This window comes from Actinomadura chibensis NBRC 106107, assembly GCF_001552135.1.
Taxonomy (GTDB): Bacteria; Actinomycetota; Actinomycetes; order Streptosporangiales; family Streptosporangiaceae; genus Spirillospora; species Spirillospora chibensis.
Genome location: NZ_BCQP01000084.1, coordinates 15387 through 42030, shown reverse-complemented (window position 1 = coordinate 42030; position 26644 = coordinate 15387). Strand labels below are relative to the sequence as shown.

28 protein-coding genes and 1 pseudogene are annotated in these 26644 nt (G+C 72.1%); 9 read left to right on the top strand and 20 right to left on the bottom strand.

Annotation, left to right across the window (positions count from 1 at the left end; all coding sequences use genetic code 11):
- The coding region (locus ACH01S_RS46425; RefSeq protein WP_157406359.1) for a CGNR zinc finger domain-containing protein at nt 1-509 on the top strand (509 nt) is incomplete at its 5' end.
- 48 nt (nt 510-557) lie between these two features.
- Here ACH01S_RS46425 and ACH01S_RS38855 read toward each other — a convergent pair.
- From ACH01S_RS38855 to ACH01S_RS38825, 7 genes are all read right to left on the bottom strand, one after another.
- Nucleotides 558-1661, bottom strand: coding sequence for a hypothetical protein (locus ACH01S_RS38855; RefSeq protein ID WP_148344130.1), 1104 nt, complete (start codon nt 1659-1661; stop codon nt 558-560).
- Nucleotides 1662-1770: 109 nt separating this feature from the next.
- Entirely contained in the window at nt 1771-2106 is a 336-nt protein-coding gene (locus ACH01S_RS38850) for a YnfA family protein (protein ID WP_067904553.1), read from the bottom strand.
- Between the two features lie 13 nt (nt 2107-2119).
- The gene (locus ACH01S_RS38845) at nt 2120-2572 is read right to left on the bottom strand and encodes a MerR family transcriptional regulator (protein ID WP_067904551.1); all 453 of its coding nucleotides are present in this window, start codon (nt 2570-2572) and stop codon (nt 2120-2122) included.
- Nucleotides 2569-2937, bottom strand: coding sequence for a hypothetical protein (locus ACH01S_RS38840; protein WP_067904549.1), 369 nt, complete (start codon nt 2935-2937; stop codon nt 2569-2571). Before ACH01S_RS38840 ends, ACH01S_RS38845 begins: the two co-directional genes overlap by 4 nt.
- A 56-nt stretch (nt 2938-2993) precedes the next feature.
- Nucleotides 2994-3212: a hypothetical protein gene (locus ACH01S_RS44965; protein ID WP_067904547.1), complete on the bottom strand. Its 219-nt coding sequence runs from the start codon at nt 3210-3212 to the stop codon at nt 2994-2996.
- Nucleotides 3213-3359: 147 nt separating this feature from the next.
- Nucleotides 3360-5999 (bottom strand): helix-turn-helix transcriptional regulator, encoded by a 2640-nt coding sequence (locus tag ACH01S_RS38830; protein WP_067904545.1) that lies wholly within the window; start codon nt 5997-5999, stop codon nt 3360-3362.
- Nucleotides 6000-6065: 66 nt separating this feature from the next.
- On the bottom strand, nt 6066-7277 hold the full coding sequence (locus tag ACH01S_RS38825) for an alpha/beta hydrolase family protein (RefSeq protein ID WP_148344131.1): 1212 nt from the start codon (nt 7275-7277) through the stop codon (nt 6066-6068).
- A 184-nt stretch (nt 7278-7461) separates the two neighbouring features.
- On the opposite strand from ACH01S_RS38825, the gene ACH01S_RS38820 reads away from it, so the two are divergent.
- Nucleotides 7462-7974: a hypothetical protein gene (locus ACH01S_RS38820; protein WP_148344132.1), complete on the top strand. Its 513-nt coding sequence runs from the start codon at nt 7462-7464 to the stop codon at nt 7972-7974.
- Nucleotides 7975-7989: 15 nt separating this feature from the next.
- Here ACH01S_RS38820 and ACH01S_RS38815 read toward each other — a convergent pair whose 3' ends face one another.
- Nucleotides 7990-9150: an alpha/beta hydrolase family protein gene (locus ACH01S_RS38815; protein ID WP_067904537.1), complete on the bottom strand. Its 1161-nt coding sequence runs from the start codon at nt 9148-9150 to the stop codon at nt 7990-7992.
- Between the two features lie 172 nt (nt 9151-9322).
- On the opposite strand from ACH01S_RS38815, the pseudogene ACH01S_RS46700 reads away from it, so the two are divergent.
- The 3 genes and pseudogenes from ACH01S_RS46700 to ACH01S_RS38805 form a co-directional block, all read left to right on the top strand.
- A pseudogene (locus ACH01S_RS46700) lies at nt 9323-9562 on the top strand (glycerophosphodiester phosphodiesterase); the annotation flags it as partial.
- Between the two features lie 112 nt (nt 9563-9674).
- Nucleotides 9675-10427 (top strand): glycerophosphodiester phosphodiesterase family protein, encoded by a 753-nt coding sequence (locus ACH01S_RS38810; protein WP_246236475.1) that lies wholly within the window; start codon nt 9675-9677, stop codon nt 10425-10427.
- 31 nt (nt 10428-10458) lie between these two features.
- Nucleotides 10459-11235: an aldo/keto reductase gene (locus ACH01S_RS38805; RefSeq protein ID WP_067904534.1), complete on the top strand. Its 777-nt coding sequence runs from the start codon at nt 10459-10461 to the stop codon at nt 11233-11235.
- Nucleotides 11236-11241: 6 nt separating this feature from the next.
- On the opposite strand, the gene ACH01S_RS38800 is transcribed toward ACH01S_RS38805, so the two are convergent.
- A complete protein-coding gene (locus tag ACH01S_RS38800) occupies nt 11242-11727 on the bottom strand; it encodes a MarR family winged helix-turn-helix transcriptional regulator (protein WP_067904561.1) in 486 nt (161 codons plus the stop codon).
- A 123-nt stretch (nt 11728-11850) separates the two neighbouring features.
- Between ACH01S_RS38800 and ACH01S_RS38795 the strand changes: the two genes are divergently transcribed.
- From ACH01S_RS38795 to ACH01S_RS38780, 4 genes are all read left to right on the top strand, one after another.
- Entirely contained in the window at nt 11851-12912 is a 1062-nt protein-coding gene (locus ACH01S_RS38795) for an LLM class flavin-dependent oxidoreductase (RefSeq protein WP_067904531.1), read from the top strand.
- Complete coding sequence (locus ACH01S_RS38790) at nt 12909-13487, top strand: NAD(P)H-dependent oxidoreductase (protein WP_067904526.1); 579 nt, start codon at nt 12909-12911, stop codon at nt 13485-13487. The genes ACH01S_RS38795 and ACH01S_RS38790 overlap by 4 nt, the downstream gene beginning before the upstream one ends.
- A gap of 105 nt (nt 13488-13592) precedes the next feature.
- Entirely contained in the window at nt 13593-14297 is a 705-nt protein-coding gene (locus ACH01S_RS38785; RefSeq protein WP_067904524.1) for a DUF2249 domain-containing protein, read from the top strand.
- A complete protein-coding gene (locus ACH01S_RS38780; RefSeq protein ID WP_067904522.1) occupies nt 14290-14688 on the top strand; it encodes a cupin domain-containing protein in 399 nt (132 codons plus the stop codon). Before ACH01S_RS38785 ends, ACH01S_RS38780 begins: the two co-directional genes overlap by 8 nt.
- On the opposite strand, the gene ACH01S_RS38775 is transcribed toward ACH01S_RS38780, so the two are convergent.
- The 11 genes from ACH01S_RS38775 to ACH01S_RS38725 all read right to left on the bottom strand — a co-directional run bounded on the left by ACH01S_RS38775 (nt 14665) and on the right by ACH01S_RS38725 (nt 26428).
- Nucleotides 14665-16326, bottom strand: coding sequence for a sugar ABC transporter substrate-binding protein (locus ACH01S_RS38775; RefSeq protein WP_083981637.1), 1662 nt, complete (start codon nt 16324-16326; stop codon nt 14665-14667). The genes ACH01S_RS38780 and ACH01S_RS38775 overlap by 24 nt on opposite strands.
- 57 nt (nt 16327-16383) lie before the next feature.
- Complete coding sequence (locus tag ACH01S_RS38770; protein WP_067904518.1) at nt 16384-18015, bottom strand: glycoside hydrolase family 13 protein; 1632 nt, start codon at nt 18013-18015, stop codon at nt 16384-16386.
- A gap of 101 nt (nt 18016-18116) precedes the next feature.
- Nucleotides 18117-19151 carry a zinc-binding dehydrogenase gene (locus ACH01S_RS38765; RefSeq protein ID WP_067904517.1) on the bottom strand — a complete coding sequence of 345 codons (1035 nt, stop codon included), beginning with the start codon at nt 19149-19151 and terminating at the stop codon, nt 18117-18119.
- A gap of 7 nt (nt 19152-19158) precedes the next feature.
- On the bottom strand, nt 19159-20514 hold the full coding sequence (locus ACH01S_RS38760) for an MmgE/PrpD family protein (protein WP_067904516.1): 1356 nt from the start codon (nt 20512-20514) through the stop codon (nt 19159-19161).
- Entirely contained in the window at nt 20511-20762 is a 252-nt protein-coding gene (locus tag ACH01S_RS38755; RefSeq protein WP_067904507.1) for a biotin/lipoyl-containing protein, read from the bottom strand. The genes ACH01S_RS38760 and ACH01S_RS38755 overlap by 4 nt, the downstream gene beginning before the upstream one ends.
- Nucleotides 20759-21748 carry an alpha-ketoacid dehydrogenase subunit beta gene (locus ACH01S_RS44760; protein WP_067904504.1) on the bottom strand — a complete coding sequence of 330 codons (990 nt, stop codon included), beginning with the start codon at nt 21746-21748 and terminating at the stop codon, nt 20759-20761. The genes ACH01S_RS38755 and ACH01S_RS44760 overlap by 4 nt, the downstream gene beginning before the upstream one ends.
- The gene (locus ACH01S_RS44755; protein ID WP_067904500.1) at nt 21745-22740 is read right to left on the bottom strand and encodes a thiamine pyrophosphate-dependent dehydrogenase E1 component subunit alpha; all 996 of its coding nucleotides are present in this window, start codon (nt 22738-22740) and stop codon (nt 21745-21747) included. The genes ACH01S_RS44760 and ACH01S_RS44755 overlap by 4 nt, the downstream gene beginning before the upstream one ends.
- A complete protein-coding gene (locus ACH01S_RS38740) occupies nt 22737-23192 on the bottom strand; it encodes a hotdog family protein (protein WP_067904497.1) in 456 nt (151 codons plus the stop codon). Before ACH01S_RS38740 ends, ACH01S_RS44755 begins: the two co-directional genes overlap by 4 nt.
- Entirely contained in the window at nt 23189-23704 is a 516-nt protein-coding gene (locus ACH01S_RS38735; protein ID WP_067904478.1) for an FAS1-like dehydratase domain-containing protein, read from the bottom strand. Before ACH01S_RS38735 ends, ACH01S_RS38740 begins: the two co-directional genes overlap by 4 nt.
- Complete coding sequence (locus tag ACH01S_RS38730; protein WP_067904475.1) at nt 23701-25266, bottom strand: AMP-binding protein; 1566 nt, start codon at nt 25264-25266, stop codon at nt 23701-23703. The genes ACH01S_RS38735 and ACH01S_RS38730 overlap by 4 nt, the downstream gene beginning before the upstream one ends.
- A gap of 16 nt (nt 25267-25282) precedes the next feature.
- Nucleotides 25283-26428 (bottom strand): acyl-CoA dehydrogenase family protein, encoded by a 1146-nt coding sequence (locus ACH01S_RS38725; RefSeq protein ID WP_067904472.1) that lies wholly within the window; start codon nt 26426-26428, stop codon nt 25283-25285.
- Nucleotides 26429-26644 lie beyond the last annotated feature (216 nt).

Here is a 26644-nt window from a genome sequence, read left to right as displayed (position 1 = left end):
CCCCCCGCCGCTGGCTCGCCGCGGTGGCCCCGCGGCTGGACGCGCCCGTCGCCGCCGCGGCCGACCGGGTGACCGGGGACGACCTCGCCCGGCTCCGCCGCCTCCGCGACGCGCTGCGCCGGCTCGCGGCCGAGCTGACGGGCGACCCGCGCGCGGCGGCCGCGTCCGCGATCGGGGAGCTGGAGACGGCCGTCCGGACGGTCAACGAGCACGTGTACTCGGCGCGGTCCACCCCCATCCTCGAACTGACCGGGGACGGCGGCGTCGTCGAGGAATTCCGGACGACGGGCCCGCCGGGCGAGCTGGTCATCGGCGCGATGGCCGCCGAGGCCGTCCATTTCTTCGGCCGGTGGCGGGACCTCGACCTGCGCGCCTGCCTCGCCCCCGGCTGCGTGCTGTACTTCATCAAGAACCATCCGCGCAGGGAATGGTGCTCGACGGCCTGCGGCAACCGCGCCCGCGCCGCGCGCCATTACGCCCGCCACGGCAAACCGCCCACCACGAGGTAGACGCCCCCGATAAAGGCTCCACCCCGCGTGGGCGGTGGCTTCCCGTGACTACTCGGTGGGGGTGAGCAGGACGGGATAACGCGTGCCGGTGCCATTGGCGGTCTTAGTGGCGAGGCCGACGATGTCGCCGTGGTTGTTGATCCCGGTGGCCGTGAGGATGTGGAAACCGGTGCCCGCCGGGATGAGCGTGCTGAGGTCGGTCGCGACGCCGTTCTGGTAGACGAATCCGGTGGCGACGGCTTGGCCGACGATCGTCCCGTCGTCGTTGACGGCATTGGCGACGGTGTCGCCGCGTCCGGTGCCGGGGACGTTCAGGTCGGTCACGTCGCCGCCGCTGAAGACGACGGCATGAGAAAGGCCGAGTTCCTTGCCGGTCGTGACCGTGGACTGGCCGACCGCCACGCCGGAGGAATTGACGGCCCTCGCCTCGGCGTAGGTGCCGCCGGGCAATATCCCGAGGCTCCGGATCTGGCCGTTCACCCACTCGACGGCGGGAATGGTGGCCTTGTCGGCGGCGATGGCCGCCCCCACGACCACTCCATTGTCGTTGACGCCGTTCGCGCGGGCCTCCGTCCCGCCGGGCAGGGGCGGCAGGCGGGTGATCGTCGTCCCGTTCACCGTCCAGGCGTCGGTGTGATCGTCCGCCTGGAGGGTCTTGCCGACGATCAGGCCGCTGTCGTTGATGCCGGTAGCCCTGACGTCGAAGAACGACCTGTCCGGATCGACGCCGAGGTCCACGCCGGTCGCGCCGGGCCCGTCCCAGCGGGTCGGGCGGTGGACGTTGAGGACCGGCCCCGTGGTGGGCGTCAGATAGGTGTCCCCGACCGTGACGCCGTTGTTGTTGATGGCCAGCGGCTCCGTGTATTGCCGGGTATTGCCGGGGTCGCTCGGCGTGGACAGGAATTGCGGCGTGCTCGTCCCCGCCTTGATGACGAACGCCTGCCCGTTCTGCGCGCCCGGCTGCTGGCCGACGCCGATGATGTCGCCCCGGTCGTTGATATCGGTGTAGCGCTGCGCCGCGGCGGGGCCGACCGTCAGCGTGTAATGCGGAACCGCCGCACGCGCCGGGGCCACCGCGCCCGTCCCGGCGACGGCGAGCGCCGCCGTTCCGGCGACGACGGCCGCCCGGGCCCTGAACGTCTTGCGAGTCATCAGCCACCTCGTGATCACGGCCGTCGTACCGGCCGCCCGATGAAATGGAGGACCTCGACGCCTCCCCATTGAGATAGGCGACGAGGTTTCACCGCATCGGCCGACCGGCTCAGGCGCGCGGGGCGTACATGATGACCGCGACGCCGACGAGGCAGATCAGGGCCCCGGCGATATCCCAGCGGTCGGGACGGAACCCGTCCGCGACCATTCCCCAGGCCAGCGAACCCGCGACGAAGACACCGCCATAGGCGGCCAGGATGCGGCCGAAATTCGCGTCGGGCTGCAGGGTGGCCACGAACCCGTAGAGGCCGAGCGCGATGACGCCCGCCCCTGCCCACACCCACCCGCGATGCTCGCGAACACCCTGCCAGACCAGCCAGGCCCCACCGATCTCAGCGAACGCGGCCAGCACGAACAGGGCGATGGACCGGACGACGGCCGTCATGAGCCCGGCCCCTTCACGGTCGGCACCCGCACCCCGCGCCGGTGGCCGCCAGGTCGGCGAAGGGAAGCGGGCAGTTCTCCTCGGCGGCGCAGGCGACCAGGTCGTCGCATCCGGCGTCCACCGCCCGGCGGAGCGTGTCCGCGATGACCTGGAGGTCGGTGATCTTGGCTTCGACCTCGGCGAGCTTGGCGCGGGCGCCGTCCCGCAGCCCGGCGTCCGCGCGACGGCGGGTACCGGCCTCCAGCAGTTCGGCGACCTCGTCCAGGGTGAAGCCCAGCCGCTGCGCGGTCTTGATCACCCGCAGCAGCGTCACGGCCTCGGCCGGGTACAGGCGGTGCCCGCCCGGCGTCCGGTCGGGCTCGTGCAGCAGGCCGCGCCGCTCGTAGTAGCGGAGCGTCTGCTGGTTCACCCCGGCGGCGGCCGCGACCTGGCCGCTGCGCAACCGGCCGTCCGCGCCGCCGGTCACGGCCGCGTCCCCGGATCCCCGCCGCTCAGCTCGCGTGCGCGGGCGGCCAGCGCGTCCAGCACCCCGGTGTGCCGTTCGTCGACACCGGCCTGGAGGGCGAGCGCGCCTCCGGTGGCGGTCAGCGTGAAGGTGAAGAACGAGCAGCACCCGGTCTCACGCGCCGCGAGCTCGGCGGCGCGTCCGGCCACCTCCGGGTCGGGACGCAGCACCAGCCGCACCCGGCCCGGCCCGGCGGGCTCCACGGCGGTCACCGCCTCGGCGAACAGCGCGTCGAACTCGGCCACCCGCAGCGGCCGCTCGACGGTCGGCAGCGCGCACCCCTCCGGCGCCCACCCGAGGTCGCCCCGCACTTGCTGTAGTTCCATACCTCGAAGGTAAGCCTGTACCCCGGTACCAATTGCAACCCCTACCCGAAGGCACCTCACCCGAGCCCCAGGTCGCGCTGGACGGACGGCAGCGCGACGTTCACCACCGACACGTCCAGAACCACCATGAACTGCGCCGCGCACGCCAGCGCGAGCACTGCCCGCGCGTCCTGAACGCCGCACGCGTCCCGCCTGCCACCGATGCCGAGGAGACGGCCGTGGCGCTCGTCGCGCTCGCGGAGGGCCTCGCCTACCACGTGCTCATCGGCGTCCACCCGGCCGAGTCGGCCCGCCCCCCGTACTCCGCGCCATCGCGGCCATCTACACGTGACGCCGCGCCGCGAAAGGCGCCGGGAAATCGTCGCGGTCAGGTGTCGTATCGGGGACGCGGCCGTTCAACGCCAACGCCGCGGCGGGTGGGTTCAGAGGTGGGTGGGGAGGTCGCGTTTTGAGGTTATGCCTAGTTTGGCGTAGGTGTTGCGCAGGTGGTATTCGACGGCCTTTTCGCTGACGAAGAGTTCGGCGGCGATCTCCTTGTTCGAGCGGCCGCGGACGGCGAGGGTGACGACGTCCTGTTCGCGGGGCGTGAGGTCGAGGGGCGAGCGGCGGCGGGACGGGCGTGACAGGCCCGCGTCGGTCAGTTCGGCGTCGACGCGGTCCAGGTAGGGGCGGGCGCCGAGGTTCTCGTAGATCGTGCGGGCCTCGGCGAGCGCGGTGATCGCGTCGTGGCGGCGGCCGCGGGCCCGCAGGAGCCGTCCGCGGGCCAGGTGGATCCCGGCGGCGATGAGGACGGGCGTGTCCGCGGTGATCGCGTCGGCGGCGGCGGCGAGGTGCCGGTCGGCCGCCGCCGGGTCGCCGCGCCGGGCGGCGGCGCGGCCGCGCAGGTCCGCCACCTGGGCGGACACGTCGACGCGGCGGCGCTCGGCGGCGGCGGCGAGGCGGTCGGCCAGCCGGACGGCGACGTCGAGATCGCCCGCCTCGATGTGCGCGGACGCGCCGGGGTGGTACACCGACAGCGTCGACAGGACGGGCGGCGCCACGGCGTCGGCCGTCGAGACCAGCGCCGCGATCTCGGCGTGCGCTCCGCGCGCCCGCGCGACGGCGAAGGCGGCGAGGCGGGCGGCGAGGGCGAGTTCCGGGGTGCCGAACGTCGCGGCGAGCCGCCGTGCCGCGGCGAGGTGGACGGCCGCCGCGTGCCAGTCGCCCCGTCCGGCTGCGATCCCGGCCAGCACCTGGTGGGCGACGCCCGCGTCGCGCTCGCCGTCGGACAGTTCCAGGACGAGCCGCGCGTGCACCGTCGCCTCGTCCCAGCGGCCGAGGACGTACTGGCACTGCGCCACGTCGAGCTGCGCGCGGCCGCGCCGTTCCAGCGTGGTCGCCGGTCGCGCCAGGACGGCGGCGAGGTCGTCGAGGGCGGCCGTGGGACGCAGGGCGAACCAGCCGAGGAGCCCGCGGAGGGCGAGGAGCCCGCTCTCCGCCGGTGCGCACTCGTCCGGGCGGGACGGCAGAAGGTCGCGCAGGACCTCCAGCCCCGCGACCGCCCCGTCGCGGGAGGCGACGCCGAGGGCGCGGCTCGCCCAGGCCCGCAGCCGCGTCCGCTCGTCGGACGGCCCGCGGTCCAGCGCGTCGGACGCCGCGTCGACCGCCGCCTGCCCGTGGCCGAGGACGACGAACGCGTCCGCCAGCCGGACCAGCGCCTCGACGGCGACGTCGGCGCCGGTCGCGGCGCGCCGCAGCCGGTCGATCGCCTCGCCCGAGTCGCCGGCCCGCCAGGCGGCCGTGCCGAGGACGAGGTCGCGCGCCGGGCCGTCCGCGCAGGCGGCGACGGCCGGGACCAGGTCGTCCAGCGCCGGGTCGGCGGCGTCGGCGGCCAGCCGGGCGGCGGCGAGGAGGCGCCGCTCGCGGGCCGCGCGCTCCGGCGTCAGGTCGGCGGCCCAGCGCAGCATCCGCGCGGCGGCTCCGGCGTCGGCGGGTGCGGACGCCGAACCGGCCTCCGCTTCGAGTTCGGCGGCCAGCGCCTCGTCGACGCGGTCGGCCGCCGCGACGCGGTGGGCGAGTTCGCCGCGCCGGTCGCTGACGCGCGCCGCGGCGAGGTGCAGGCGGCGGCGGACGTCCAACGGCAGGGTGTCGTAGACGGCCTGGCGGATCAGCGGGTGGACGAACGCGAGCCGCACCGGGCCCGTCCCGCCCGGTAGCCAGTCCACCCAGCGCGTCGCGAGCAGGCGGTCGACGGCCGCCGCCGGGTCCGCGCGGTCGGCCACCTCCGCGACCTGCGGCAGCGGCGCCGGACGGGCCAGCACGGCGAGCGCGCCCAGCAGCGCCGCCGGGGCGGCGTCCAGCCCGGCGAACCTCGCGGCGACCACCGCCGACAGGCCGGCCGGTACGGGCAGCTCCTCGCCCGGACGATTGAGCGCCTCCGCCGGCACGTCGGCCAGGAGCGTCGTGACGTAGAGGGCGTTCCCGCCGGTGTGCTCGGTGAGCCGCCGCGCCGCGACGGAGGTCAGCGGCGTGCCGCGCCGGGCGGCGAGCGCGGCGACGTCGGCGGCGGTGAGCCCGCCGACGCGGCACCGGACGCAGCGGCCCGCGTCGTCGCGCAGCCGCGCCCAGCCGTCGTCGGCGCCGCCGTGCTCCGGACGCGCCGTGGCGACGATCGCCACCGTCTCGTGTTCGAGCCGTCGGGCGGCGATGGCCAGCGCCCGGCGGGACGCCGGGTCGACCCAGTGGAGGTCGTCGACGAGCACCACCAGGAGTCCGGCGTCGGCCAGCTCCGCCAGGCGGCCGATCACCAGGCGGGCCGCCTCGACCGCCGTCGTCCCGGACGGGACGTCGACCAGCGGCCCGAGCGCGCCGAACGGGACCGCCGCGGTCAGCTCGTCCCCGGTCAGGACGACGGCGCGGTGTGCGACGTCGAGGTCGGCGAGCGACCGTCTGGCCAGGGCCGTCTTGCCCGCGCCGCCGTCCCCCTCGATCGACACGACCCGCGGACGGCCGTCCGCCGCGTCCGCGAACGCCGCCGCGACGGCGCTCAGTTCGCGCCGCCGACCGACCAGCTCGGCGTCCACCCCGGCTCTCTCCCCCGACCGCGTGCGCTGCCGCCGATACTACGAGGGACACCGCCCGGCGCGGGGTCAGGAGCCGGTGAGTCCGACGTGACCGTCGAGGAAGTCGAAGAAGCGCTGCGCGGCGAGGGCCCGTGCCATCGGCTCGCAGTGCCCGGCCGCCCCTTCGGCCTCGGTGAAGCGGACGAGCGCCTTCTCACCGCGCACCATCTCGTACAGGCGTTCGGGCTGACCGGTGAAGTACCGCTCGTCGTCGGGGTCGGCGATCAGCATCGGCGTGGTGATCCGCGCGGCGAGCTCCGGCGTGATCCGGTAGCGCTCGACCTCGCGGTAGGTGTCGTAGACGGTCGGACAGCCGTACGGCTTGGCGCGCCAGGCGATGACCCGCTTGAGGTCGGCCGGGACGAGGTCGATCGCCGCGTTGAACTTGTCGCGCTCCCCGTTGTCGAGCATCGCTTTCAGCTCGGGCGACAGGAGGGCGCCCCACGCCGCGGACACGTCGACCACCCCGCCGTCTATGACCGCCGCCGCGAACCGGTGCTCGAACGCCAGCGCGCGCGGGCCCCAGTAGCCGCCCTGGCTGACGGCATAGAGGACGAGTCGGCCCGGGTCGACGTCCGGGCGGCGCAGCGCCTCGTCGACGACCGGCCGGACGACGTGCTCCCAGTCGGGACGGAACGGGATGCCCCGTTCGAACAGCATGCGCTGCTGGCCCGGACCGTCGAACAGCAGGACGTTGTAGCCGCGCACCGCCGCCTGGGAGCCGTGGCCGGGCCACAGGAAGCTGAGCGCGCCGTCCGCGCCGTTGACCGCGACCAGCGTCGGCTTCGGGCCGTCGCCGGGCGCGGCGAAGAACCAGCCGGGCATCGTCGTGCCCTCGTACGGGACGTCGAGGCGCTCGGGCGGGTCGGCCAGCAGGCCGAGGTACCGCTCCCAGCACCGGCGGTGGGCGGCGAACGTCCGCGCCCTGACGGTCTCGGGCTCCGCGCACCCGTCGGCCGTCACCACGCACGCCGTGTAGTACGTCGCGGCGCGCAGCAGGGCGTCGCGGCCGCTGACCGGGTGGCCGCGGCGCAGGCAGTCGGCGCCGATCGCGGCGACGCGGTCGGCCGTCGCCTCCCATTCGCGCGCCCACGACGCGGCGTCGCCGTCAGTGACGCGGTCGAACGTCGCCAGCGCCTCGCCGGCGTCCGCCGCGCCGGTATGGACGCGTCCGAGCATCGCCCGCGCCATCGAGTTCATCCCCGGATCGGTGAAGAAGTCAGATCGCCTGGTATTCACGGAAACCCTTTCGCTCGAAGGACTCCCATCGTCGGTCCGCGGCTCCGCGATGTCCCTAGGGCCGACCCCTAGGCGAACCCCGAGGAACCGCCCGCGTCCTTTTCCGAGCAATCGCACGGATGGGGATCTATGGCGAGATCAAGCGCCCGTGCGGACGTGGTGGACATATGGCATTGTGCTGCTCATGTCGTTTCCCTGGACGAACCTCATCACGGCCGGGTCGACGCTGCTCGGCGCGTTCGGGGGCGCTTCGCTCACCGCGTTCACGGCAAGCCGGGCGGATAGGCGGAAGCTCGCTCACGAGCGCGGCATGAGCCGGATGCGAGAGCGCACGGACGCCTACTCCCATTTCCTGGACATCGCCTATTCCGACGCCCGCTTCCTGGCGATATCGGCCATCCGGTTCTCGCACGGCATTCCGGCGGGAGACGAGGCGGTCAACATGATCAATGAGGCCAACGAGCTGGTCACGGCGTTCAACCAGGCGCACGCGAGGGTCGAGATCGTCGGCTCGGAGGAGGCCATCGCGGCCGCGAAACAGGTCTCGGAGCTGACCCGGCGGATCAGCGCCCGGCTGCGGGAGGCGTTCCTCGCTGGCGTTCCGCTGAGCCCCGCGCCCGCGGCGGAGCAGGAGCCGCTGAATCGCGCCATCGACGCCTTCGCCGCCCACTCCCGCCGTGAACTCGCCCCGGACTGATCGAGCGGCGTCCGTTCAGAGGACGCGCTCCAGCCAGTCGCCGATGTCGTGGTGGACGACGGACAGCGCGTCCACCTGGCAATGCGTGCACCCCGGTTGGCCCGAGGGGTAGATGATGAGCCGCTTGTCGTCGTGGGGGACCTCGCGGTGCAGGCGGCGGGCGTCCTCCAGCGGGATGAGCGTGTCGGACTCGCCGTGCAGGATGAGGATCGGGCAGCCGATGCGCTCGGCCACCCCTTCCAGGGTGAACGGCGCGACCCGTTTTTTGACCTCTTCCAGGGTCTCCCCGCCGAAGATGGCCTTTTCGTGTTCGAGGCGGTGGGTGAACGTCGGGTCGTCCGGCGGGACCGCGTCCGGCATCGGGACGGCATAGCACGCGCCCCAGACGACGCACGCCTTCAACCGGGGGTCGAAGGCGGCGGCGCGCGGCGCGTAGTAGCCGCCGAGGCTCTGCCCGACCACACCGATCCGCTCCGGGTCGACGCCCGGACGCGCTTGCAGCCAGTCCACGGCGGCGCCCACCGGGACCTCGGTGTCGTGCCGGGCGAGCATGCCGCGCCGCAGCGCCTCGCCCTGGCCCGGCCCGTCGATCGCGAGGACGGTGAACCCCCGCTCGGTCAGCGCCCTGCCGAGGAAGATGTACATCTCCTCGGCCACCGCGTCCGCGCCGCCGAAGATCACCAGCGCGGGCGTCGGGCGCGGCACGTCGGCGGACGGCGCGAACCGGTAGCCCGGCAGGGTCTCGTCGCCGTACGGCACTTCGACCCGCTCGATCTCGTGGTCGGCGTGTTCCGCGTACGCGAGGAAACAGCGCCGCCGGGCCTCGATCGCCGCCGCGTGCCGCGGGTCGGGGACGGGATAGAAGAACGCGCCCGCGCGGTAGTAATTGCTCGCGCGCAGCCAACTGTCCCGGGCCGACACCGGATGGCCTTCGGCCGCCTCGCGCTCCGCCCGCCGCTCAAGGTCGGTGGCCAGCGCGGTGAAACGTGCGTGCCAGGTGTCCACATCACCGGCTTGGACGTCCCGGACGGCGAGATAGCACTCGGTGAAGTCCGCGCCTCCCGCATACGCCTGGCCCGCGAGGCGGAGGAACTGGAAAGACCAGAAAACGTTGTCCGGCCACAGGGCGAATCCGCCGAGGTCCTTCGACAGTTCGGCGGTCGTCGGCTGTCCCATCCGTCCTCCCCTTTTTCGCCGAAGTCTAGGGCCTGCGCGGATTGAGTACCCGCCCGTCCTCGACGGCCCGTGCGGGGTGTCCGCGGGTTTCGTGAACATTCATGGGGCGATCACGCTGCGTCAACTATGGGCCGTGGTGATCGTTCTAGCGTCGTGGGGCTGATCGGGAAATATGGAGGTTCCGATGTCCGTGCGCCATGCGCTGACGAGACTGACGTGTGTGTCCGCTCTGGCCCTTGGGGCGACGGCGGTCGCGCCGGTCGCCGCCTTCGCGGCGGGGCCCGGGGGTGCCGGGGTGCCGCCGCAGAAGACCCATTTCGACCTGCAAGCCCACCGTGGCGGGCTCGGGCTGACCACCGAGGAATCGCTGGAGGGGTTCGGGAAGGCCATGCGCCTGGGCGTCACCACCCTGGAGCTGGACACGCACGTCACCAAGGACCAGAAGGTCGTCGTCAACCACGACCGGCAGATAAGCGCGCAGAAATGCCGCGACACCGGGCCGGTCAAGGCCGGTGACCCTCTGTATGACATATGTCGGGAAGTACATCAAGGACCTGACGCTGGCCCAGATCAAGACCATGGACTGCGGTTATCAGCAACTGCCCGGTTTCCCCGAGCAGGAAGTCGTCCACGGTTTCCGGATGGTCGAGCTCAAGGACGTCCTGAATCTCGTCAAGCGCTACCGCGCCAAGCAGATCAAGCTGAATATCGAGACCAAGGTCGAGGCGGGCGCGCCCGAGCAGACCGCGCCGCGCGAACTGTTCGTCCGCCGGGTGTTCGAGGAGATCCGCGCGTCCGGCATCGAGCGCCAGGTCACCATCCAGTCGTTCGACTGGGGCGCGCTGAAGGCCATGCACCGGCTCGCGCCGCGTTGGCCGCTGGTGGCGCTGACGAACTACGACTTCCTCCAGGTCGGCAAGCCCGGCGCGTCGCTGTGGCTCGGCGGTCTGGACGCCGACGACTTCGGCGGCGACTTCGTGCGGACGGCCGCCGCCGTTCCGGGCGTCACCGCGCTCTCCCCCAACTACGGCTTCCCGCAGAACGGGAAGATCGGCGACCCGGGATTCCGCTTCTACCCCGACCGGACCATGGTGGCCGAGGCGCACCGCCGGGGCCTGAAGGTCATTCCCTGGACCTGCGACGACCCCGCCACCGTCGAGGCCCTCATGGACCTCGGCGTGGACGGCGTCATCACCGACTATCCGGACCGCGTGCGCCGGATCATGGCCGAGCGCGGCATGCGGCTGCCGAAGGCGTACCGGCTCCGGTCGGAGTGAGGGCGGGGTGTCGCCGGGCAGACTGGCACGCATGACTCTGACTGTGAACCTGCCCGGCGGCACCGCGCTCCCGTCGATCGGTTTCGGGACGTGGCAACTGAGTTCCAAGGCGGCGTACGAATCGGTGCGAGCGGCCCTGGACATCGGTTACCGGCATATCGACACGGCGACGCTCTACCGGAACGAGGCGGACGTCGGCAGGGCCGTGAAGGACAGCGGCCTGGGCCGCGAGCAGGTCTTCGTCACCACGAAACTGCGCCCGCAGGACGCGCGGCACGCCCGCCGCACCCTGGAGTCGAGCCTTCGCCTGCTCGACACCGAATACGTCGACCTGTGGCTGATCCATTGGCCGACCGGGCGGGACGAGCTCGTTCCGACCTGGCGGGAACTGCTGGCGGCGAAGGACGCGGGACTGGTCCGCAATGTGGGGGTGAGCAATTACAGCCCCGAGTTGATCGACCGGTTGACCGAGGAGACCGGACGGCAGCCCGCGGTCAACCAGATCCCGTGGAGCCCGGCGCAGCACGATCCGGCACTGCTGGACGAGCACCGGCGCCGGGGAATCGCCGTCGAGGGCTACAGCGGCCTGAAGAACACCGATCTGCGCGATCCCGCCATCACCGGGATCGCCCGGCGGCACGGCGTCACTCCCGCCCAGGTCGTCCTCCGCTGGCATCTCGAACACGACATCGTGATCCTGCCCCGGTCGTCGCGCCGGGAGCACATCGCGAGCAATTTCGACCTCGCGGGCTTCGATCTCACGAAGGAGGACGTCGCCGCGATCGACGCCCTCTCCCGGGTCGGCTGACGCCGTTCAGCGCGCCTTCCGGCCCTCACGCTCCCCGGCGGGGCCGCTCTCGTCGGCCGGGGCGAGGAGGTCCCAGATCTCGGCGAGGCAGCGCAGGTGGTCGTCGTCGAGCCGGGCGAAGAAGAGTTCCCGCAGGTCGTTGTGGTGCTGGCGGCGTGCGCGGCGGATCAGCGTGCGGCCGTCGGCGGTCAGGGTCGCCTCGAAGCCGCGGCCGTCGGCGGCCGACCGCCGCCGCTCGATCAGCCCGCGGTTCTGGAGGCGGTCGGCGAGCCGGGTGAAGCCGCCGGTCGACATGAGGCGGCGCCGCGCGAGGTCGGACATGCGCATGCCGTCCGGGCCCGCCTCGTAGAGCAGGGACAGCACGCTGTACTCGGCCATGCTCACGTTCAGCGGCGCGAGCCCCGCCTCCAGCGCGCGCCAGAGCCGGTCGTGCGCCAGCAGGAACCCGCGCCACGCGTCCTGTTCGAGGTCCCGCAGACCTTCGGTCGCCATGGCCGCACGGTATCCGGACGCCACCTCGCCGAACAACCCGGAATATCTGCCTGCGCAGGCAAGTTGTTCGGGTCGGGACGGCGGCCCCGCCGAGGCGCCGCCGGCGGTTGAGAGGACCGGGAAATGGCATTCGAGATCGGCGTCATGACATTCGGGGAGATCACCGAGGATCCCGTGACGGGAGCGGCGCCGTCGCCGCGGCGGCGCGTCCGCGAAACGATCGAACAGGCGAAGGTCGCCGACGAGGTCGGCCTCGACGTGTTCGGCGTCGGCGAGCACCACCGCGGCGACTTCGTCGGTTCGGCGCCGTCCGTTCTGCTGGCGGCGGCGGCCGAGCGCACCGAGCGCATCCGGCTGACGAGTTCGGTCACCGTCCTCAGTTCGGAGGACCCGGTGCGCGTCTGGGAGCAGTTCGCGACGATCGACCTGCTGTCGGGCGGCCGGGCCGAGATCATCGCGGGCCGCGGCTCCTACACCGAGTCGTTCCCGCTCTTCGGCTACGACCTGCGCGACTACGGCGACCTTTTCCGCGAGAAGCTCGACCTGCTGCTCAGAATTCGCGAGCGGAACCCGGTCAGTTGGCAGGGGCGTTTCCGCGCGCCCCTGGTCGACGCCGATATCGCGCCGCGCGCCGACGGCGGCACGCTGCCGATCTGGGTCGGGGTCGGCGGGTCGCCCGCGTCCGCCGTCAGCACCGGACGGCTCGGCCTGCCCATGGCGCTCGCCCTGCTCCTCGGGCCGCTGTCGTCGCACGAGCAGACCGTCGACCTGTACCGGCGGTCGGCCGCGGACGCCGGACACGACGCCGGCGCGCTGCCGATCAGCATCAACACGCACGGATACGTCGGACGCACCAGCCAGGAGGCGAGGGACGTCATGTATCCCTATTTCGCGAAAGGCATGGCGGAGAACAACCACCAGCGCGGGAAGGGTCTCCTCCTGCCCCGGGCGGCGTTCGACGCGCAGTCGTCGCCGCGCTCGGGACTTCTGGTGGGCAGCCCGCAGGAGGTCATCGACAAACTGCTCGCCTATCACGAGCTGTACGGGGTGAACCGCGCCATCATCCAGATGGGATTCGGCGGGATGCCGCAGAAAGAGCACCTTGAGGCGATCGAGCGGCTCGGCACGGAGGTGGCTCCGGTGGTGCGCCGCGAGGTCGCCGCGCTCGAGAAGAGGGCGGCATGACCGGCGCGCCGCCCGTTCTCCGGGTCGTGGTCGTCAATGGCAGCCCGAGTCAGCCGTCCAAGACGATGGGCCTCGTGGACGTCGTGCTCGACACGTTGAAAGAAGTGCTGCCCATCGAGACGTCCCGGATCGACGTGTACCGGCTCGGGCCGGGATTCACCGGGGCGATCGAGCGCGACGGCGTCCCGCCCGAGGTCGAGGCCGCGCTGCGGCTCGCCGAGCGGGCCGATCTGCTGATCGCGGCGGTTCCCGTGTTTCGCGGCTCCTATCCCGGCATGTTCAAGCATTTCTTCGACCTGATCGAGCAGTACGCGCTCGCGAACAAGCCCGTCCTGCTCGCCGCGACGGGCGGGGGCGACCACCACGCGCTCGTCCTGGAGCACGCGCTACGGCCGCTGTTCGGGTTCTTCCAGGCGCTGACCGTGCCGGTCGCGGTGTTCGCGTCCGCCGGGGACTTCGACGGCACGGTGCTGCTCAACCCCCGCGTCTACGGCCGCATCGAGACGGGCCTCGCCGACGTGGCGGACCTTCTCCGGGCCCGCGCGACCGGGATCCCCGCCGCCGCGCACGCCTGACGGCCCGCGGCCGCGGGCCAGCGCGCCCGCGGCCGCACGGGGCACCCCGACGATTTTCTCACAATCCTACATGTAATAATCGTGCTCCACCGAGAGGAGAGCACCATGGCGGCTTCGGAGATCTACATCGCCTCGACCGACACCGATCCGGCGGTCCGGGCGCGGGCGGCGCTCGCGCGCGTCCAGCAGGGGCTGCTCGACCGGCTGGCCGAGTCGGCCGCGCCCCGCCCCGACGCGGACACCGCGCGCGGCGAACTGATCGACCTCTGCACCGGCGAGCTGCGCGGCTATCTGGCCGCCTCCTACCAGACCCTCTACGCGGCGGCGTCGGGCGCGGCCGAGACCAGGCTGCTCGTCCGCGCGCTGCGGGAGACCGCCAGTGCGATCACCGCGCGCATCGACGCGCTGGCCGCCGGGAACCCGTCCCCGGCGGCCGTCGAGGCGCTGTTCGCCGCCCATGTCGACGTGGAGCGGAACGTCCTGCTGCCCGCGCTCGGCGAGCTGCCCGGCGCCGACCTGCCCGCCCTCGTCGCCGACTTCGAGACGCTGCTCGGCGGCGGCCGGCTGGACGCGCCCGACGTCATCGACGTCCGCGAGATCCCGCACGGCCGGCGGCATCCGCAGATCTTCACCCGGTTCTCCCGGCTGGCGCCCGGCGAGGCGTTCATCCTGGTCAACAACCACGACCCGAAGCCGCTGCGCCGCGAGTTCCAGGCCACCCACCCCGACGCGTTCACCTGGGACTACGTGGAGTCGGGGCCCGAGCAGTGGCAGGTCCGCATCGGACGGCCGGACCGGGCCGATGGCTGAGGCGGTCCTCCCGCGCGTCCTGTGCGACGTCCGGGAACTGATCGCGACGCCGCCCGAACCCGCGCGGGTGTCGTGGAAACTGGCGGAGGCCGGACGCCAGCTCGACGCGAATCTGGTGCAACTGCCGCCGGACGAGCGAATCGACCCGCACGCCGAAGCCAATCTGGACGTCATGCTGCTCGTCGTCGCCGGGAACGGCACCGCCGGTCTCGGCGTCGCGGACGAATCCGAACCCCTGACCGAGGGGACGCTTCTCTGGCTGCCGCACGGATCGACCCGCAGCATCACCGCCGGACCGGAGGGGCTGTCCTATCTGACCGTTCACCGCCGCCGTCCCGGAATGCAGATCCGCGGGACGAAGAATCCCTCACCCGGCGGCCCGGTCGAATAGGCGGGAGATGCGGTGCTCGGCCGTTCTGGCGGTCGGCGCGCCGGGACGGCCGGAAAGGACGGCGAGCTGGGCCCGGGCGAGGATCCGCCAGATCGGCTCCATCTGCGGAATGGTCGGCATCGGGACGCCGAGGACGCAGAGCCGCTGGTACTCCTCGATTCCCGGGTCCTCAAGCGTCATCTTCGCCTGGACGGCGACCGGGCACGCGATGGTCTTCGACAGCGCCTCGGCCACGCGCGGCTGGGTGAGGTAGTCGGCGAACAGGTCGTGGGCGATGACCTTGTTCTTGCCCTGCCTCGCCATGAGGAGCCCGTGGACGAGCGTGAAAGAGGTCGCGGGCCTCCCGCCCGCGAAAGGCGGGACGGGAGAGACCGCGTAGGGGATTCCCGAATCCCGGACGTGCAGCATTCCGTCCGTGGTGGTGACGAAGAAGGGCGACCTCCGGGACGTGAAGGCGGCGACCGCCTCGGTGAATCCGACCGACCGCCGGATCAGTCCGGCGCCGCCTTCGCCGAGCGACCGGAGCAGTTCGAAGGCGGCGATGGAGTCGTCCGTGGCGATCCTGATACGGCCCGGGTCCCAGCCGCCCTCCCGGGTCCAGGGGAAAAGCTCGCCTCCCGCGCTGGTGAAGAGCGGCCAGAGCTGGAAGGGATCGCCCTGCTCCCCGACGCGGACCGAGAACACCTCGGAGACGAGCCCGTCGCGGCGCAGTTTCTCGCCGGTCTCGATCAGTTCGTCAAAGGTCGAGGGCGCGTCGGGAACCAGGTCGGTATTGCGGATCAACGCCATGGTGTCGATCGTCATCGGAATGCCGTGCAGCCGCCCGTCGAGCGTGAGCGCGTCCAGCGCCCATTTGGGGAACGCCTGCCGGTACTGCGCGGGCAGCACGGTCGGTTCGATGATGCCGCGCCGCGCCAGGTCGCCGATCCAGTCGTGCGGCGCGATCAGGGCGTCGGTGACGTCGGCCCCGGCCGCCTCCTCGGTGAATTCGACCTGGGAGATGTAGTCCGGATACACCGCGTAGGAGATGTGGACGCCGTAGGTCGCGAGGAAGTCGTCGCCGAACTGCGAGAAAGTGTCGGCGCGCAACTGCTCGGTCTTGATACGGAGGGTGGTTCCGAGTTCGGTCAACTGGCCGTAGGCGTTGCGCATCCAGCGGACGCCGCCCGCGTCGGTGAAGCAGAACTGGACGCGGCGCGGGCCGCCCGCCTCGGTCGAGACGGGAAAGAACCTGGCCTTGTCACCGGGCGGCAGGACCTGCGTCTGGATCTTCGCGCTGGGCGTCCGTCCGTCGATGCCGAGGACCGTCAGATGCGCCTGATACACCGGGGCGTTGGAGGCGTTGCGGATGAACGCGCCCGCCCCGCGCGGGGATTCCGCGGAGTTCCACCAGGCGGAGACCAGGGCCGCCTGGGCGCGGCGGGCGAACTTCTCCTGCTCGCGGCGGGCGGCCTCGTTGACCTGGTCCCGGGCGGATTCGATGAGGAAGCTGCGGCGCGACACCACCAGCGCGGCAGCCGCGAACACGAGCGCGAAGAGCGTCGAGACGGCCGAGACCCACGCGGGGACATTGCCCCAGTCGACCTTTGCCGCGAGTACTAATGGAACCGCGAGCGCTAATGGAACAGGGCCACCCATGGCTTCAGCCTAAAACGGCGCTTTCCGCGCGATGTGCCGCCTGACACAAACGGACGATCAGCCGGTTCGGAGCCACACCGCGGAATCGGCCGGTAGCCGTCCGTCGACCAGTTCACCGCTGGCCAGCAGGACCTTTCGATGGGACGGCAGCGCCACCGGCTCGGACGAGAAATTGACCGCGCAGGCGAAGCCCGGTCCGCGGGCGAAGGCGAGCACTCCGTCCGGGGCGGGAAGCCAGGTCAGCTCGTCCCCGAGCAGTGCCGTCTCCGCGCGCCGGATCCGGAGGGCGTCCCGGTAGAGGGACAGATGCGAGCCGGGGTCGGCGGCCTGTTCCGCGACGGCGAGGGACGCCCATTCGGCGGGCTGCGGCAGCCATGGCGTATCGGCCGACGAGAATCCGAGGGACGGTTCGCCGGCCGTCCACGGCAGCGGAACGCGGGAGCCGTCCCGGCCCAGGTCCGTGCCGCCGGAACGGGTCAGGGTCGGGTCCTGGCGGAGGTCGTCGGGAATGTCCTCGACCTCCCAGAGGCCAAGCTCGTCCCCCTGGTAGATGTAGACGCTTCCCGGAAGCGCACAGGTCAGCATCGCGGCGGCCCGCGCCCGGCGCCTGCCGAGTTCCAGGTCGACGGGAAGGCCGAAATGGCGTTCGTCGGGATAGGCCGTCATGCTGCGGCCGTACCGCGTCACATGGCGGGTGACGTCGTGATTGGACAGCACCCATGAGGCCGGGGCCCCGATTTCTCCGTGGGCGGCGAGCGACCCGTCGATGACCGAGCGCATGTCCGCCGCGTCCCAGGCCGCCCGGAGCATGTCGAAATTGAAGGCCATGTGCAGCTCGTCGGAACGCACGTATCGCGCGAACCGCTCGCGGTCCTTCACCCAGACCTCGCCGACGAACGCCCGGTCGCCGGGATAGGAGTCGAGGATCCGCCGCCAGGAACGGTAGATCTCGTGCACTCCCGGCTGGTCCCGGTCGGGCGGGTGGTCGGAGTCGTCCCAGGTGGCGAGGTCGGGGAGGGCGGGATCCTTCATGAGCAGGTCGGCGACGTCGACGCGGAATCCGTCCGTCCCGCGATCGAGCCAGAACCGCAGAATGGACTCGAATTCCGCCCGGACATCGGAGTGGTCCCAGTTGAAGTCCGGCTGGGACGGGTCGAACAGATGGAGGTACCACTCGTCGGCGCCGCCGTCCGGCCGCCGCAGCCGCGTCCACGCGCTTCCGCCGAACGTCGACCGCCAGTCGTTCGGCGGCAACTCGCCCTCGGGGCCCCGCCCCGGACGGAACCAGAACCGCTCCCGTTCCGGCGACCCGGGAGGCGCCGCGACGGCGGCCCGGAACCACGGGTGCAGCGTCGAGCAATGGTTAGGAACCAGATCGACGATCACTTTCAGGCCCGTCGCATGCGCCGCCTCGATGACGTCCTCGGCCTCCTTGAGAGTGCCGAACAGCGGGTCGATATCGCGGTAGTCGGCGATGTCGTAACCGCCGTCCACCATGGGCGACACGTACCAGGGAGTGATCCACAGGGCGTCGACATTCAGGTCGCGGAGATAGGGCAGCCGCTCCCGCAAACCGCGCAGGTCGCCGATCCCGTCGCCGTTTCCGTCGGCGAAACTCCGGATGTAGACCTGGTAGACCGACGCGTTCCGCCACCAATGCCCGGCAGGCCCGGCAGCCCCAGCGGCCATGGATCACACCACCCCAATCCGGATGCCTCGGAGAGCTTCCACCGCCCGTGCAGGAGAGCACGAACGCCGAAGCCCGGTCAAGGGCGCGGCGAATCGGCTGGTTACGGCCGTACCAGGGCCTTGAGGGCGGTGCGGTCGTTCATCGCGCGGAAGCCTTCCGAGATGTCGTCGAGGGGAACGGTCAGGTCGAACACGTCGCCCGGCGTGATCGTCCCGTCCAGCACTTCGGACAGCAGTTCCGGAATGTACTGCCGGGCCGGGGCAACGCCGCCGGTAATGGTGATGTTGCGCATGAAGACGTCGAAATCGAGGCGCGCCCGCGCGTACTGCGGGACGCCGACCCGGCTGATCGTCCCGCCGTCGCGGACGCCGCCGAGCGCCGTCTCGAACGCCTCGCCGTTGCCGACGCACTCCAGCACGTGGGGCGCGCCGTCGCCGCCGGTCAGCTCGCGGACGGCGGCGACCGCCTCCGCGCCCCGGGCGGGTACGACGTCGGTCGCGCCGAAGCGGCGGCCGAGGTCGGTGCGGGCCCGGTGGCGGCCGAGCAGCACGATCCGCTCCGCGCCGAGCCGCGCCGCCGACAGCACGGCGCACAGCCCGACCGCGCCGTCCCCGATCACGGCGACGGTGGAGCCCTTGCCGACCCCGGCGGTGAACGCGGCGTGGTGGCCGGTCGGCAGCACGTCCGACAGCGCCATGATCGAGGGGACCAGCGGGTCGTCGGCGCCGACCGGCAGCTTGATCAGGGTGCCGTCCGCCTGCGGGACGCGGGCCGCCTCGCCCTGGCCGCCGTCGAGGCCGTTCACCGCCCACCGGCCGCCGTTGCGGCAGGAGCCGTGCAGGCCGTCCCGGCAGAACTCGCAGGTGTTGTCCGCCCAGAGGAACGGGACGAGCACGACGTCGCCGCGCTTCACCCCCCGGACGTCGGCGCCGGTGTCCTCGACGACGCCCATGAACTCGTGGCCGATGCGCAGCCCCTCCTCCACCGGGTCCATGCCGCGGTACCGGTGCAGGTCGCTGCCGCAGACGCAGGCGCGGGTCACCCGGACGACCGCGTCCGTCGGCTCCACGATGGCGGGGTCGGGGACGTCCTCCACGCGGACGTCGCCCCGGCCGTAGATGAGGGTGGCTCGCATGTGGTGATCACTCCTTCGGACCGACGATCGTGGCGTCGATCAGTTCGCGTACCGGACGGCGGTCGAGGTCGAGCACGACCGCGATGAACCGCTCCAGCCGTCCGGCCGGGAGCGGCAGTTCGGCGGACATGGCGCGCAGCCGGCCCGCGGCCTCCTCGCGGCCCCAGTTGAAGGTGCTCGCGTCGGGGACGAACTCGCTGGTCAGCGTCCCGTTCGAGCGGGTGCGGACGGTGATGCGGCAGCCGCCTGGCAGCCGCGCGTCGGGGGCGACGGTGACGCGGCGGGTCAGGTCCGCCAGGGCGGGGTCCTCGAAGGCGTACAGGTCGTCCAGGTCGATCCCGCCTTTCCGGAGTGCGACCGCGAGGCAGTACGGGAGGCTCATCAGCGTTCCGCCGACGTCGTGGAACGGGCCGTGGGCGTCGATGCCAGGGTAGGCGGCGTCGTCCGGCGGCAGTTCCACGGTGATGGTCTCCACGTCGTCCGCGCTGATGCCCTCCATTCCGGTCAGGACGGTGACCGGAATCTGGTTGATCGCGCAGACCGGATACGGCTTGTAGGTGACGCGGCGGATCCGCCATTCGCCGTCCATTTCCGGGAGTTCCCCGCCGGGCTCCGCTCCGGCGAAGGCGCGGAAATGCCCGGCGGTCCCGTCGAGCGCGTCCGGCGCCCCGGTCGCGCCGCGCGCCGCGAGCAGCGCGGCGACCATTCCGTTCCGGCTCGCCGCGCCCACCTGGTAGCGCCATTCCTGGGTGCCCGCGACCCAGGTCTGGTTGGTGCCGCCGCCGAACGCGGCGGCGAGGCCCAGCGCGGACACGGTCTGCCCGGCCGTCAGCCCGAGCAGCCGCGCCGACGCGGCGGCCGCGGCGAACGGCCCGTAGACGCTCGACGCGCGGAACCCCCGCGCGGTGGAGCGCGCCGCGTGCCGCTCCGCGATCGCGGACGCCGCCTCGTACCCGGCGATCATCGCGGTGAGGACGTCGCGGCCGGACGCGTCCGCCCGGTCGGCGAGGGCGAGGAGCGCGGGCAGGGTCGTCGCGCCGAGGTGGGTGGACACGGCGATCTGCGTGTCGTCCTGCGTCCGCGCGTGCACGAGCGCGCCCGTGGCCAGCGCGAACGCCTCGACCGTCACCGGCGTCCCGTCGACCAGGAGGCGGGCGCCGCGCGCCGGGTCGCAGCCGCCGTGCTCCTTCGCGAACGCGTAGCCGGTCGCGGCGAGGCGGTGCCCGGCGAGCCCGACGCCGAGGTCGTGCAGCAGCGTGACCTTGGCCTTCTCCACGACGTCGGGCGGGACGGCGGCGAGGTCGAGCCCGGCGGTGAACTCGGCCACCCGCTCGGTGAGCGTGCCGACTCCGGCGGTGGTCATGGCGCGCCGCCCCCGTCCGGGTCGATCCGGGCGATGACCTGGCCGACGACGACGTCGGCGTCCTGCGGGACGAGCACCTCGACGACCGTCCCGCCGACCGGGGAGACGATCTCGGCGGTGGCCTTGTCGGTCTCCATCTCCGCGATCGGCTCGTCCTCGGCGACGCGGTCGCCGACGCCCTTCAGCCATTGGACGATCGTCGCCTCGTCCATGGTCGCGCCCCACTTGGGCACCACGACGTCCGTCATGCACGGGTCCTTTCGATCGTGTCGAGCGCCGCCGCCACCACGTCCGCGGCCCGCGGGTAGTAGGCGCGCTCCAGGTCGGGCGCGAACGGCACGGGCGCGAACGGCGGGCGGACCTGCGCGGCGGGGGCGCGCAGGTCCGCGAAGCCGTCGGTGGCGGCGATCCGGACGACCTCCGAGCCGACGCTGCACGGGCCCTGCGCGTCCTGGACGACGACGATCCGCCCCGTCTTGTGCAGCGACCGCAGGATCAGCGCCTCGTCGAGCGGGCTCAGGGTCCGCAGGTCGAGCACCTCGGCGTCGACGTCCCGGGCGGCGAGCGACTCGGCGGCGTCGAGGGCGGCGGGGACGGTGTCGCCCCAGCACACGAGCGTCACGTCCGTGCCGGGACGGCGGATCAGCCCGGCGCCGATCGGCACCGTGTGGTCGGGGTCGTCGGGGACGTCGCCGCGCCGCGTCCACAGGCTCAGGCTCTCGATCACGACGACCGGGTCGTCGTCCCGGATCGCGGCCTTGAGCAGGCCCTTCGCGTCGGACGGCGTGCCGCCCCACACCACCTTCAGGCCTGGGACGGCGGCGAGCCAGCCCTCCAGGCTCTGCGAGTGCTGCGGGCCCGAGCCGCGGTGGCCGCCGCAGAGCGTCCGGATCGTGAGCGGCACCGCGAAGGCGCCGTCCGACATGTAGGACATCTTGGCGGCCTGGTTGACGAGCTGGTCCATGGCGAGCGTGATGAAGTCGAAGTACATGACCTCCGCGACCGGACGCAGCCCGGCCATCGCGGCGCCGACCGCCATTCCGGTGAACGTCGACTCGCTGATCGGGGTGTCCCGGACGCGCCATTCCCCGAACCGCTCGCGCAGCCCGCGCGTCGCGGCGAACGGCCCGCCGGGGGCGCCGACGTCCTCGCCGAAGACATGGACGGTCTCGTCCCGCTCCAGTTCCTCGTGCAGGGCCGAATTGACCGCCTGCCAGTACTTCACCGTGCTCATTCCGGAACACCTCCGCGCACCGGGCGGACCGGACGCCGGTAGACGTGCGCGGTGACCGAATCGGCCGCCGCGAGGGGCTCCGCCTCGGCGGCGGCGACGGCGTCCGCCATCTCCTTGCGCGCCTCGCCGTCGATGTCCGTGGTGTCGAATGCGGTGGCCGTCTCCACGGATTCCGCGAGCCGTTTCAGCGGGTCGGCCGCTTTCCATTCGGCGACCTCGGCGGGGTCGCGGTAGCGCTGCGGGTCGCCCTCGAAATGGCCGTGCCAGCGGTAGGTCTCGCATTCCAGCAGGGTCGGTCCGCCGCCCCCGCGTGCCCGCTCGACGGCCTCACCTGCGGCGCGGCGGACGGCGAACACGTCGTTGCCGTCCACGCGGGCGCTCGGGATTCCATAGGGGGCGGCGTGGTCGGCGACGTGCTTCGCGGCCAGGTGCACCGACACCGGAGTCAACTCGACATAGCGGTTGTTCTCGCAGACGAAGACCATCGGCAACTGCCACAGGGCCGCGATGTTCAGGGACTCGTGGAAGACGCCCTGGGCGACCGCGCCCTCCCCGAAGAAGGCGACCGCGACGCCGCCACGGCCCTGCCGGGCGGCGGCGAACGCGCCGCCGAGCGCGATCGGAATGCCCGCCCCGACGATCGCGTTCGCGCCCAGGATTCCGGCGGACGGGTCGGCGATGTGCATCGAGCCCGACCGTCCGCCGCAGTATCCGGACGCGCGGCCGAGCAGTTCCGCCATCATCGCCTTCGGCTCGCCGCCTTTGGCGAGGCAATGGCCGTGGCCCCGGTGGGTGGTGGTGATGTGGTCGTCACGGCGCAGGACGTCACAAACGCCCGCCGCCACCGCCTCCTGGCCAATGGAGACGTGGAGTGTGCCGGGCAGTTTTCCGGTCGCCATGAGTTTGGAGGCCGCGATCTCGAATTGCCGGATCCGGGCCATCGTCCGGTAGAGCCGCAGCGCCGTGTCCGGCGCGCGTGTGGCCACGGTCATCGTCGGACGTCCTCTCCGTCGCCCTCGGGCGACCGTCTCGGAAGCTCAAGCAGGGCGGTGCCGGGGGCGCACAGCACGCCGTCCGCGTTGTGCTCCTCCAGCGCGCATTCGACGAGTCCGGCGCCGGAGGCGTCCACGCGGCAGCCGGTCACCACGCCGGTGCAGGTGAGGGTGTCGCCGGGGACGGCGATGCCGCGGTTGCGCCAGCCGAACCGGCGGAGCCGCGCCCCCGGCCCCGCCCAGCCGAGCGCCGCGCGCAGCAGGAAGCAGCCGTGCAGATGGGACTGGACGAGCACGCCCGGATATCCCTCGTGCTCGGCGTAGCGGACGTCGTAATGGATGCGGTGCGCGTTCCAGGTCGCCGCGCTGAAACGGAACAACTGCGTCGGCGTGGGCCGGACGGTCAGCGGCTCCAGTTTCGTGCCCGGGGACACGTCCTCGAAGAACCTCATGAGCCCGCCTCCGGTCGTGCGATGAAGTTCTCCCGGCTGGTCAGGAAAGGCGTTCCCGACTCGTCCCGGAATTCGCGCAGGATGGTGACGATGAGGAATGGCCCCGAACGGCCCTCCTTGAGGGTCACGTCCTCGACCGACGTCTCGCGCACGAGCCGGACGCCGTCGTACACGGGGACGTGCACCTCGATGTCCTGACCCGCGCCCATGAGCCGGAGCCCGGCCAGCGGGAGCCCGGCCGCGTCGCCTTCGGCGGCGCCGTCCGGACGCAGGTCGGCGTCCGCGTCCCCGGCGCCCCAGCCGAGGACGCTGCTCAGGAACAATGGCGGCGCGATCGCCCCGGGATATCCGGCGGCCCGCGCTGCGTCGTCATCGAAGTACACCGGGTCGGTCTCTCCGGCGGCGACCGCGAAGCGCTGGAACTCCGTCGCCGAGATCCGGCCGAGGCTTTCGCGGGAGACCGTCCCGACCCTTTCGCGGACGCGCTCGCACACGTCGTCGAGCACGCTCATTCCGCGTCCTCCTGGGAAAGTCGCCGCCTGAGCAGTTTCTTCTCCACCTTCCCGATCGACGTCTTGGGCAGTTCCGGGACGAGGTGAATACGCGTCGGCACCTTGAAACCCGCGAGCCGCGACCGGCAGTGCCCGGCGATGTCGTCGGGCGTCGGCGACGCACCCGGAGCCGGGACGACGAACGCCACGACCTCCTCGTCCCGCACCGGATCGCGTCCGGCGACGACGGCCGCCTCCGCGATTCCCGGATGGGCCAGCAGGGCGAACTCCACCTCGCTCGCGGAGACGTTCTCGCCCGCGCGCTTGATGACGTCCTTCTTCCGGTCGAAGAAGTAGACGTAGCCCTTTTCGTCGAGATAGCCGTTGTCGCCGGTGTGGAGCCAGCCGTCCCGCATGACGGCGGCGGTGGCGTCCGGGTCCTTGAAATAGCCCTTCATCAGCGTCCGGCCGGGGACGCCCGACACGAGGATCTCGCCGACCTCGCCCCGCGGGACGTCACGCCCGTCCCCGTCCACGATCCGGATCCGGCGGTCGTAGTTGGGCAGCCCGATCGACGGCCAGCGGCGGTCGCCGAACACCGGGGACATCGTGACGACCGTCCCGCCCTCCGACAGCCCGTAGCCGTTGATCAGCTCGACGCCGAAGCGGCGCTCGAACTCGTCCTTCTCCCGGTCGGTGACGTTGATCGCGTAGATGACGCGGCGCAGGTTGTGGGCGGTGTCGTCCGGCGCGGGCGGCTGCGCGAGCAGGGTCCTGACCTGCATGGCGACCAGGCTGACGCAGGTCGCGCGGTGGTGCCGAAGCCGCGCCCAGAACCCGCTGGCGTGGTAGTCCTCCAGCAGGACGGCCGCGCCGCCCACGGTCAGCGCCGCGAGGACGGTGATCTCCTGCGCGTTGATGTGGAACAGCGGCAGCGCGGTCAGCAGCCGGTCGCCGCCGTCGAGCGCGGCGCCGCGCGACACCCGCTCGCCGCCCCACAGGCAGTTCGCGTGCGTGATCATCACGGCCTTCGGACGCGCCGTGGTGCCCGAGGTGAACAGCATTTCCACGACGTCCTCGGAATGGACGTCGGCGGGCCCCGCCGCCGCCCCGCCCGCCACGTCGGCGAAGGAGACGAACCCTTCCGGGACTTCGTCCCCACCCCGCGCCAGAATCCGGTGGACGACCTTTCCGGCGTCCTTCAACACCTCGGCGAACAAGGGAAGATGGTCGGGTTCGGTGAGCACCCCCACCGCCTCCGAATGCTCGATGAGGTAACGGACCTCGGCCGCCGAATTCGCGACGTTGGACGGCACCATCACCGCCCCGAGCCAGGCCAGCCCGAACCACGCGAACACGAATTCGGCGCAGTTGCGGAGCTGGAACACGACCGCGTCGCCCCGGCCGATCCCGAGGGCGGCGAACCCCCCGGCCGTGCGGCGGACGGCGTCGAGCACCTCCCGGTAGGTGTACTCGGTGACGGCGCCCGTCCGGTCCTCGACGACGAGGCACGGCCGGTCCGGATGCCGCTCGGACCGCTCGACCAGCAGGTCGGCGAGGGTGCGGTTTCCGATCAGGTCCACGACGGCTCCCCCGCGCTCAGTCCCGCGAGGACAGGCCGAGCATGTTCCGGGCGATCATCCAGCGGTGGATCTCGGACGATCCGTGCCCGATCCGCCACACCCGCACCTGCCGGAAGAAGCTCTGGATCGGCAGTTCCTTGCTGTAGCCGAGGCCGCCGAAGATCTGGAGGCAGCGGTCGGTGACGCGCTGGGCCATCTCCGTCGCGTACAGCTTGGCCATGAACGCCTCGTTGCGGATCGGCTTGCCCTCGTCCGCCATCCACGCGGCCCGGTAGACGAGGAAGCGCGCCGCGTCCAGCTCGACCGCCGAGTCGGCGAGCATCCACTGCACCGCCTGCCGCGTCGCGATCGGCTTGCCCCAGGTCACGCGCTGCTTCGCCCACTCGACCGCCATGTCCAGGCAGCGCTGGGCGATGCCGAGCTGGTAGGCGGCGATCCGCAGCCGGCCGTGCGTGAGCTGGTCGGACGCCAGCTCCCAGCCGCCGCCGACCGGGCCGAGCCGCGCGGAGTCCGGGACGACGCAGTCGGTGAACGACAGCTCGTACGGCTCCCAGTCGTCCCCCATGGTCGGGATCGGGCGGGACGCCTCGAACCCCGGCGTGCCCATGTCGACCAGGAAGCAGGTGATGCCGCGCCCGCCCGCCTCGGGGTCGGTGCTGGCGAACAGGATGCAGAAGTCGGCCCGGTCCACCTCGGAGATGAAGATCTTCGTCCCGTTGATCACCCAGTCGGCGCCGCTGCGCACCGCCGTCGTGGTGATCCGCGCGAAGTCCGAGCCGGTGCCGGGCTCGGTGAAGGCGTAGCAGCTCCGCCGCTCGCCCGCGATCACCGGGTACAGGTAGCGCTTCTTCTGCTCCTCGTCCCCCCGGTAGAGGACGGGCTCCGGGCTGCCGCCGAAGTCGAACATCGCCGGATGCTTGTACAGCTCCTCGGCGACCAGGCAGGCGGCGAGCGTGCCCATGCCCTGGCCGCCGTACTCCTCGGGGACGTCCAGGGCCCAGAGCCCCTGCTCCCTCGCCTTCTCCTGGAGTTCGCGGCGCTCCTGCGGGGAGAGCCTGCCTTCCGCGAGGAACCGCTGCTCAAGCGGCATCAGCTCGCGTTCGCGGAACCGGCGTACCGAGTCGAGGAACATCTCCAGCTCGGCCGGGATGCCGAAGTCCATTCGCCGTCACACCCTTCACTCGACCGACCAGTCGGTCGGCTTCGACTTTTCCATGCCCCCGGCCGGGCGTCAAGGGGGCGGCCCGCGCGGGATCAATGGGCGGGGAGCGCTCCGCACGCGTTATGCCAAGGCGGTATTGAAATGGGTTCGACCACTCGCTCTTTTGGATGGAACAACGGCCTGTGAAGGGTTGTCAATCCCCGCCGAGATGGGGGT

What these genes read in the sequence shown, in the direction of transcription:
- ACH01S_RS38855 (WP_148344130.1), bottom strand. Translation starts at nt 1,661, where the DNA reads ATGACTCGCAAGACGTTCAGGGCCCGGGCGGCCGTCGTCGCCGGAACG.
- ACH01S_RS38850 (WP_067904553.1), bottom strand. Translation starts at nt 2,106, where the DNA reads ATGACGGCCGTCGTCCGGTCCATCGCCCTGTTCGTGCTGGCCGCGTTC.
- ACH01S_RS38840 (WP_067904549.1), bottom strand. Translation starts at nt 2,937, where the DNA reads ATGGAACTACAGCAAGTGCGGGGCGACCTCGGGTGGGCGCCGGAGGGG.
- ACH01S_RS38820 (WP_148344132.1), top strand. Translation starts at nt 7,462, where the DNA reads ATGTCGTTTCCCTGGACGAACCTCATCACGGCCGGGTCGACGCTGCTC.
- ACH01S_RS38815 (WP_067904537.1), bottom strand. Translation starts at nt 9,150, where the DNA reads ATGGGACAGCCGACGACCGCCGAACTGTCGAAGGACCTCGGCGGATTC.
- ACH01S_RS38810 (WP_246236475.1), top strand. Translation starts at nt 9,675, where the DNA reads ATGACATATGTCGGGAAGTACATCAAGGACCTGACGCTGGCCCAGATC.
- ACH01S_RS38805 (WP_067904534.1), top strand. Translation starts at nt 10,459, where the DNA reads ATGACTCTGACTGTGAACCTGCCCGGCGGCACCGCGCTCCCGTCGATC.
- ACH01S_RS38800 (WP_067904561.1), bottom strand. Translation starts at nt 11,727, where the DNA reads ATGGCGACCGAAGGTCTGCGGGACCTCGAACAGGACGCGTGGCGCGGG.
- ACH01S_RS38795 (WP_067904531.1), top strand. Translation starts at nt 11,851, where the DNA reads ATGGCATTCGAGATCGGCGTCATGACATTCGGGGAGATCACCGAGGAT.
- ACH01S_RS38790 (WP_067904526.1), top strand. Translation starts at nt 12,909, where the DNA reads ATGACCGGCGCGCCGCCCGTTCTCCGGGTCGTGGTCGTCAATGGCAGC.
- ACH01S_RS38785 (WP_067904524.1), top strand. Translation starts at nt 13,593, where the DNA reads ATGGCGGCTTCGGAGATCTACATCGCCTCGACCGACACCGATCCGGCG.
- ACH01S_RS38780 (WP_067904522.1), top strand. Translation starts at nt 14,290, where the DNA reads ATGGCTGAGGCGGTCCTCCCGCGCGTCCTGTGCGACGTCCGGGAACTG.
- ACH01S_RS38775 (WP_083981637.1), bottom strand. Translation starts at nt 16,326, where the DNA reads ATGGGTGGCCCTGTTCCATTAGCGCTCGCGGTTCCATTAGTACTCGCG.
- ACH01S_RS38770 (WP_067904518.1), bottom strand. Translation starts at nt 18,015, where the DNA reads ATGGCCGCTGGGGCTGCCGGGCCTGCCGGGCATTGGTGGCGGAACGCG.
- ACH01S_RS38765 (WP_067904517.1), bottom strand. Translation starts at nt 19,151, where the DNA reads ATGCGAGCCACCCTCATCTACGGCCGGGGCGACGTCCGCGTGGAGGAC.
- ACH01S_RS38760 (WP_067904516.1), bottom strand. Translation starts at nt 20,514, where the DNA reads ATGACCACCGCCGGAGTCGGCACGCTCACCGAGCGGGTGGCCGAGTTC.
- ACH01S_RS38755 (WP_067904507.1), bottom strand. Translation starts at nt 20,762, where the DNA reads ATGACGGACGTCGTGGTGCCCAAGTGGGGCGCGACCATGGACGAGGCG.
- ACH01S_RS44760 (WP_067904504.1), bottom strand. Translation starts at nt 21,748, where the DNA reads ATGAGCACGGTGAAGTACTGGCAGGCGGTCAATTCGGCCCTGCACGAG.
- ACH01S_RS44755 (WP_067904500.1), bottom strand. Translation starts at nt 22,740, where the DNA reads ATGACCGTGGCCACACGCGCGCCGGACACGGCGCTGCGGCTCTACCGG.
- ACH01S_RS38740 (WP_067904497.1), bottom strand. Translation starts at nt 23,192, where the DNA reads ATGAGGTTCTTCGAGGACGTGTCCCCGGGCACGAAACTGGAGCCGCTG.
- ACH01S_RS38735 (WP_067904478.1), bottom strand. Translation starts at nt 23,704, where the DNA reads ATGAGCGTGCTCGACGACGTGTGCGAGCGCGTCCGCGAAAGGGTCGGG.
- ACH01S_RS38725 (WP_067904472.1), bottom strand. Translation starts at nt 26,428, where the DNA reads ATGGACTTCGGCATCCCGGCCGAGCTGGAGATGTTCCTCGACTCGGTA.